This window comes from Actinomadura sp. NPDC048032 (assembly GCF_040653175.1).
GTDB lineage: Bacteria > Actinomycetota > Actinomycetes > Streptosporangiales > Streptosporangiaceae > Spirillospora > Spirillospora verrucosospora.
This window is the reverse complement of sequence record NZ_JBEZJP010000033.1, coordinates 26,992-34,214: the sequence shown is the minus strand read 5'-3', so window position 1 is coordinate 34,214 and position 7,223 is coordinate 26,992. Positions and strand designations below refer to the sequence as shown.

The window sequence follows — 7,223 nt, the reverse complement described above, 5'->3', positions numbered from 1 at the left end:
GTCCCACCTGCGGGAGCACCGCGAGGAGTTGTACGCCCTGTCGGCCATGACGTGCGCCAGGCCAGGCACGCCGCGCCGCTGCTGCCGCTGCGGATCCTCGCCGACCGGGGCCGGGCCGGCGCCTACCTCGCGGTGGCCACCGCGGTCGTCGGCGCCTTCGGGGTCTTCCTCACGCTCACCTACTACCTCCAGGTGGTCGCGCACTTCTCCCCGATGCGCACCGGGCTGGCGTTCCTGCCGATGGCCGTCGCGAACTCCGCGAGCGGCTACCTCGTCGGCGCCCGGCTCACCCGGCGGGTGCCCGCCCGGCTGCTGATCTCCGCCGGCCTGCTCATCGCCGCGGCCGGGCTGGCCGCCCTGACCCGGCTCGACGCGGGCAGCGGCTACGCCACCGCCGTCGTCCCGGTCGAGGTCCTGCTCGGGATCGGCATGGGCGCCGTGTTCCCGCCGGCGTTCTCACTGGCGACCGCGGGCGTCTCCCCGCGCGAGGCCGGGGTCGCCGCCGCGGTCGTCAACGCCGCGTCGCAGATGGGCGGATCGATCGGAACCGCCGTCGTCAACACCGTCGCGATCGGCGCGACCGCGGGCTACCTGCGCGAGCACGGCCCGGCCGCCTCGCGGGCGGGGGCCCTCGTGCACGGCTACACCACCGGGGCGACCGTCTCGGCACTGGCCCTGACCGCCGTGGCCGTCGTGGTGATGCTCCTCATCCGGACCCCGCCCTCCTCGGACGCGGCCACCGACCACACCTCCCGGTGACCGCGATGGCCGACCACCGTGCCGGAACGGCCGGGTCGGCGTCGGGGAGGCCGGTGCACGTGGTGAGCCGTCCACGCGCCGCCCGGACGCGGCGCTTGGAGGTGGACGGGCCGCCCACCCCCGCACCGCCGTCAGCGGACCAGGCCGTCCGCGGCGGCGGCCGCGGGCGTGCCATCGGGTCCGACGGTGCGAGGGGGTGGCGGCGGAGACGGGCGGCGGGTCAGACGCCGAGTTCGGCGGCGGCGAGGGCGGTGCCCTCCACGCGGGCGGCGATCTTCGCGAAGGCCGTGTCGCGGGACGTGGAGGTGTCGTCGGCGAACGGGGAGAACCCGCAGTCGTCGCAGGTGCCGAGGCGGTCGACGGGGAGATGGCGGGCCGCGGCGAGGACGCGGTCGCGGATCTCCTCGGGCGTCTCGACGCGGGGGTCGATGGGGTCGACGACGCCGACGAAGACGCGGGCGTCGGCGGGCAGGTGCTCGGCGACGATGGCCAGGATCCGGTCGGGGTCGGGCTCGCTGGCCAGCTGGAGGTAGAAGTTGCCGGCCCTGAGCTGGAACAGCTTGGGCAGCAGCCCCGCGTAGTCGACGTCGAGGCTGTGGGTGGAGTCGAGGTCGCCGCCCGGGCACACGTGCACGCCGATCCGGGCGCGCTCGTCGGCGGAGAACCGCTCCAGGACCCGGTTGTTGAGCGCGATGAAGGCGTCCAGCACGCCGCCGCTGGGGTCGAGCTTGAGCGACAGCCGCCCCTCGGTGAAGTCGAGCTGCACCACGTGGGCGCCCGCGTCCAGGCAGGAGCGGATGTCGGCCTCGGCCTCGCTGACCAGGTCGTCGAGGAACATCTCGCGCGGGTAGCCGTCGATGCCGTCGGCCGGGTACAGCAGGCTCAGCGCCGAGGGGGCGATCACGGCCTGCTTGACCGGCGCGGTCGCGTGGCGCTGGGCGGCGCGCAGGTAGTCGACGGCGTGGCCGGTGTAGCGGAACGGGCCCGCCGTCAGCCGCGGGAGCTGCCGCTGGTGCCCGTCGGCGAACGGGATCACCGCGCCGTCGGGGGCCAGGTCGGCCAGGCCCGCGATCGGGTAGGTGGCGAAACTCGGCTTGGACTGCTCACCGTCGGTCACCACCGGTGAGCCGAGCTCCTCCAGCCGGCGGAGGGTCTCGCGCACGGCGCGGTCCTGGGCGGCGGCCAGCTCGGACGGCGAGGCGGTGAGCAGTTCCTGGGGACGCGGGATGCTGCCGATGGGCTCTGTGGGGAGGGGCATACCCCGAGGCTACGCTACTGAAAGTAGCGAGAGAAGCGCTCATCGTGACCAGAGGTGGCCGTGTGAATCTTCGGCGACCTCGGGGCGTCCCCGGGGCGAATCCCCGCGGACCCGCGCGCCGATAGCATGCGCGGATGGCTGATGGGGGAGTGCCGATCGCGGCGGACATGGATCCCCGGCGGATCCACGCCGCGCTGAGCCTGCTGGCGGACCGGCGCTGGCGGACGCTCGGCGAGCTGGTCCGGGAGACGGGCGCGCCGCGGCGCTCGGTGGAGTCGCTGCTGGCCGGGCTCTCGCTGGAGCACGCCGGCGGCGACCGGTTCCGCCTCACCCCGGAGCAGGGCGCCGAGATCGCCGAGTCCCTGCGCACCGGGTACCGTCCGCTCGACCCGGCCGACCCCGTCGGGCACCTGCTCCCCGAGTACGCCGCCGTGGTGGAGCGCGTGGCCGGGCTGATCGAGCGGGCGCCGCGGGCGCGGCACGTCCTCGACCATGTCTCGGCCACGCCGGAGACGGTCGTGCGGCGGGCGCTGCTGCTGGGGGCGCGGTTCTGGCTGCCGGGCACGCGCCTGCTGTGCGTCGGGGACCACGATCTGACCTCGCTGGCCGTCGGGCTCGTCCATCCGGGCGTGCGGACCACCGTCGTGGACGTCGACGAGCGGATCCTGGCCTACATCGACGCATGCGCCGCCGACCTGGGGCTTGACGTGCGCACCCGCTGGGCCGACCTGAGGCTGGGGCTGCCCGCGTCGGCCGTCGAGTACGCGGATCTGGCGGTGACCGATCCTCCGTACACGCCGGAAGGCGTCGGGCTGTTCGTGGCCCGGGCGGTGCAGGGGCTGCGGGACCAGGGGCAGGGGCGCGTCCTGCTGGCCTACGGGGCGAGCGACCGCACTCCGATGCTCGCGCTGAAGGTCCAGCAGGCGCTGCAGGAGCTGAACCTGGTGAGCGAGGCCGTCTACCCGGACTTCAACAGCTATTTCGGCGCGGAGGCGATCGGTTCGCGCGCCGATCTGTACGTCCTGCGGCCGACCGGCAAGAGCCTGCCGGCCGCCGGGGCCCGCGCCGACCGGTTCGCCACCGCCATCTACACCCAGGGGCCACAGGCCGTCGAAGCCAGGACGGCGGCGCTGGCGTCGCCCGACGACGTCGCCGACCTGCGGCCGGACGTCCTGGTCGGTGACTGGCCCAAGCAGGTGCTTCCGCAGGTGCCGCGGGTGCGGCTGACGACGTGGCTGGCCAAGCCGTACGCCGCGCGGGTGCGGCGCGCGGCCGTCGCGCTGCCCCCGGGGCTGGAGGGTGCGCTGGTCCGCGTGCTGCTGGCCACGCGCGCCGAGCAGGTCCGGGTGTTCCTCGCAGAACCCCCCGGCGACCTGGCGGACGAGGCCGCGTCGCTGGCTCCCGTGTACGAGCTGACCCGGCGCGGCTCGACCGTGGAGGCGGTGCGCACCCCGTCCGGCACGGACGACCGGGCGCGGCGGATCGTGCGCGCCGTCATGGACCGGGCGCACGGGAAGGTCGCCAACGTCTGGCGCGACGCCCTGATCGACGCGCACGCGGGCCTCACCAAGCGGCAGGCCCGCACGGTCGTGGCCGACGCCGCCCCGTGGGCGCTGGACGTCACCCCGCTCGAACTGCCGCTCCACCGCCTGCGCGAATTGCCCACCGCCGTCCGCGCCTCCCTGGACCTCGTCCCCCCGTCACCGGCCGGCTAGAACCGCCCCGGTCACGCCTTCTTCGACAGCGCTTCGACGGTGCGGGCCGCGGCGGTGCGGAGGTCCGCTTCGGAGTGCCCGAGGTGGGTGACTGCGCGCAGGACGGTGGGGTGGTGCGCGTTGGACCACAGCACCCCGTTGGAGCGCAGGCGGGTCCGGGCGTCCTCGCGGTCGAGTCCGAGCGAGGCCAGATCGAGGAAGACGAAGTTGGTGTCGACGCCTGCGGGGTCGACCGGCAGACCGCCCTCGGCGAGCAGGGTGGCGAGGGTGCGGGCGTTGGCGTGGTCGTCGGCCAGCCGCGCGACGTTGTGCCGGAGCGCGTAGCGGGCGGCGCCCGCCAGCACGCCGGCCTGGCGGAGCGACCCTCCGAGCATCTGGCGGATGCGCCGGGCCGGGGCCAGCACCTCGGAGCGTCCGACGAGGGCCGCGCCCGCGGGGCAGCCGAGGCCCTTGGAGAAGCAGACGGCGACGGTCCGCGCCCGCGAGGTGATCCGGGCGGGCGGGACGTCCAGCGCGACGGCGGCGTTGAACAGGCGCGCCCCGTCGATGTGGACGGCGAGGCCCAGCTCGTCGCAGGTGTCGTGGAGGTCGTCCAAGGCGGCGAGCGGCCATGTCCGCCCGCCGGAGACGTTGTGGGTGTCCTCCACGACGGCGAGCGCGGTCCGGGGGCGGTGCTCGGAGTCGCGGACCTGGGCGATCTCGCGGACCTGCGCTCCGGTGAACACCCCGGCCTCGCCCGGCAGGCCGGTGACGACCGCCCCGGCGAGGAAGGCGGGGCCGCCCGCCTCGTAGCGGAACATGTGGCTGTGCCGCTCCCCGACGATCTCCTGGCCGCGCTGCACCTGGCACAGCATCGCGATCTGGTTGGCCATCGTCGCCGAGGGGACGAACACCGCCGCCTCCTGGCCGAGCAGCCCGGTCAGCTCGTCCTCCAGCGCGAGGACGGTGGGGTCCTCACGCTCCTGCTCGTCGCCGAGCGGGGCGGCGGTCATCGCGCGCAGCATGCCCTCGGTGGGCAGCGTCATCACGTCCGAGCGAAGATCGATCATGGTGGGCCCCTATCCGGCGAGGTATCCGCCGTCGACGACGATCTGGGTGCCGGAGACGAACGAGGCCCCCGGCGAGCAGAGGAACGCGACCACGTCCGCGATCTCCTCGGGGCGTCCGCGGCGGCCGAGCGGCGGCAGGCCCGCGACGCCCGAGCGCGCCCGGTCCTTCTCGACGAGCTCGACGAGCCGGTCGCTGCCCGGGGTGCTGATGTCGCCCGGGTCGACCTGGACGACCCGCACGCCGGACGGCCCGAGCTCCATGGCGAGCGCACGGGTCAGCCCGGTCATCGCCGACTTGCTGACGGTGTAGGCGGAGGCGTCGAGCTGGCCCCGGTGGGCGGCGATGGACCCGATGTTGACGATGGTCCCGCCGCCCGCCGCGACCATGTGGCGCGCGGCCTCGCGGGCGCAGACGAACGGCCCGACGGTGTTGACCGCGAGGATGCGCGCGAGCAGGTCGTCGGAGGTGTCGAGCAGGGGCGCCTTGGCCGGGACGCCGGTCACGGCCGCGCAGTTGACCAGGATCTCCGGGGGCCCGTGCGCGGCGGCGACCTCGGCGACGGCGGCGCTGATCGCGGCCGGGTCGCCCGCGTCGACCGCCATGACCTCGGCGGCGGATCCCAGCTCGGCGCGGGCCCGTCCGGCGGCGGGCCCGGCCTCGAGGACGACGACGGTCCGGCCGGGGGCGGCGAGCCGCCGCGTGATGGCGGAGCCGATCCCGCCCCCTCCGCCGGTGACGATGACGCTTGTGCTCATGGGGTTCCTCGGGTCAGTGGAAGGAGCCGGGCAGCCGGCCCAGTTCGAAGGCGGACAGGGCCTGCTCGATGTGCCAGGTCGCGTCCGACATGACCGGTGTGCCGTGGCCGGGCAGCAGGACGTCGGGTCGCGCGTCGCGGAGCCGTTCGAGGGACCGCCGCAGCGCCTGGACGTCGGCGTCCGCGGCGCCCGGCAGCACGATCCGGCCGCGGCTGAAGAGAAGGTCGCCGGTGCAGGCGTACGTCGTGCCGCCCGCGGTGAACAGCCAGGCCGTGTGGTCGGCGCTGTGCCCCGGCGTGGGCAGGGCCCGGAGCGGGCCCTGCTCCAGGCCGGCCTCGGCGGGCGTCAGCACGCCGGGGCAGGACGCGAACCGGTAGCCGGCCGGGTAGATCCCGGCGCGCAGCGCGGCGGTGAGGCCCAGCGGCCCGGGGTCGGCGTCGCGGACCAGCTTCGCCGTCAGCGCGCCGGCGACGATCGTGGCGCCCAGCGCGGCGAGCCCGGCGGCGCCGCCCGCGTGGTCGGCGTGCGCGTGCGTGACCACCGCGCCGCGCAGCGGCAGCTCTCCGCGGGCCTCCTCGGCGCGCGCGAGCAGCACCCGCTGGTCGAGCCCGCTTCCCGTGTCGGCCAGCCAGGCCCCGTCGTCGCCGCGCAGCAGGTAGACGTTGCCGTCGTAGGCGTTGCTGAGCCCAGGACCGAGCCGTCCGCCGCCGACCAGGTCGACGGCCGCGTCAAGCCGCACGGCCGTCCTCCCCGGCGATGATCGCGGCGACCTCGCCGGGCGCGGCCCGCAGGTCGTGGCGCAGCATCATGACGACGCCGGACGCGTCGGCCCGCACCTCCTCCACCCGCCGCCCGCCGTCGTCGTACACGGCGCCGATCGTCTGGCCCGCGTCCACGGCGTCCCCGGCGGCGACGGAGGAGACGAAGGCCCCCGCGGCGCCGAACAGCACGCCGGTGTCGGTGTTGCCGTCCCCGCCCGTCACGACGACCTGCCGTCCGGGCGGCGGACCGGCGAGGGAGACGGGCTCGACCGCGCCCGCGACCTCCAGGAGGCGCAGCACCCCCTGCGCGTACCGGTCGATGTCGGCCTCGCGGAGAGCGCCGCCCCCGCCGCTCTCGAAGTAGGCCCAGGGCTTGCCGAGGGCGTCGGCGCGGCTGACGGACCGGCCCGGCGCGACCGACGCGTGCGCCCACAGGTAGGGGAAGGGCGTCGCGCGGGCGGCGTCCAGCAGCGGCCGGCCCCCGAGCGTCCTGTTCGCCCCGAACCCGCACATCGGGGGCATCCGGTAGCGGCGCCCGGCGGAGTGCAGGTCGATCAGCAGGTCGCACGGGTCGATGAGCGCGGCGGCGATCGTGTGGGCGATGCGCTCGCTGAGCCCGCCGCCGGGGTCGCCGGGGAAGAGCCGCGCGAGGTTGGCGCCGCCGTCGCCGTGCCGGGTGCCCGCCGCGAGGGCGGGCGGGTTGGCGCGGGGCAGCACCGTCACCGTCCCGCGGACCGGCGCCGCGGCGAGCAGGTCCGCGACGCGGTACGCCGCGAGGACGCCTTCCAGCTCGTCGCCGTGCACCCCGCCGAGCACGGTCACCGCGGGGCCGCCGCCGTCACCGAACCGGACGGTCTCCAGTTCGAGGTCCGGGCCGGCCCGGAGGCGCCCTGTCACCGCTGTCATCGTGTGCGTCCCTTCGTCC

At 75.9% G+C, this 7,223-nt stretch carries 7 protein-coding genes; 2 read left to right on the top strand and 5 right to left on the bottom strand.

Going from position 1 to position 7,223, the window contains the following annotated elements:
* Positions 1–759, top strand: a 759-nt coding sequence (locus AB0C69_RS07535; protein ID WP_360351025.1) for an MFS transporter, incomplete at its 5' end; no start/stop codon positions are given.
* 220 nt (positions 760–979) lie between these two features.
* On the opposite strand, the gene AB0C69_RS07530 is transcribed toward AB0C69_RS07535, so the two are convergent.
* Positions 980–2,017: a cobalamin-independent methionine synthase II family protein gene (locus AB0C69_RS07530; protein ID WP_360351022.1), complete on the bottom strand. Its 1,038-nt coding sequence runs from the start codon at positions 2,015–2,017 to the stop codon at positions 980–982.
* A gap of 134 nt (positions 2,018–2,151) precedes the next feature.
* Between AB0C69_RS07530 and AB0C69_RS07525 the strand changes: the two genes are divergently transcribed.
* Complete coding sequence (locus tag AB0C69_RS07525) at positions 2,152–3,732, top strand: bis-aminopropyl spermidine synthase family protein (RefSeq protein ID WP_360351019.1); 1,581 nt, start codon at positions 2,152–2,154, stop codon at positions 3,730–3,732.
* An 11-nt stretch (positions 3,733–3,743) separates the two neighbouring features.
* Here the strand turns inward: AB0C69_RS07525 and AB0C69_RS07520 are convergent, their stop codons facing one another.
* The 4 genes from AB0C69_RS07520 to AB0C69_RS07505 are packed head-to-tail and all read right to left on the bottom strand — an operon-like array spanning position 3,744 to position 7,204.
* Positions 3,744–4,781, bottom strand: coding sequence for a threonine aldolase family protein (locus tag AB0C69_RS07520; protein ID WP_360351016.1), 1,038 nt, complete (start codon positions 4,779–4,781; stop codon positions 3,744–3,746).
* Positions 4,782–4,790: 9 nt separating this feature from the next.
* Positions 4,791–5,537 carry an SDR family oxidoreductase gene (locus AB0C69_RS07515; RefSeq protein WP_360351013.1) on the bottom strand — a complete coding sequence of 249 codons (747 nt, stop codon included), beginning with the start codon at positions 5,535–5,537 and terminating at the stop codon, positions 4,791–4,793.
* Positions 5,538–5,550: 13 nt separating this feature from the next.
* Entirely contained in the window at positions 5,551–6,276 is a 726-nt protein-coding gene (locus AB0C69_RS07510) for an MBL fold metallo-hydrolase (protein ID WP_360351010.1), read from the bottom strand.
* Entirely contained in the window at positions 6,266–7,204 is a 939-nt protein-coding gene (locus AB0C69_RS07505) for a M14 family metallopeptidase (protein ID WP_345182654.1), read from the bottom strand. The genes AB0C69_RS07510 and AB0C69_RS07505 overlap by 11 nt, the downstream gene beginning before the upstream one ends.
* Positions 7,205–7,223 lie beyond the last annotated feature (19 nt).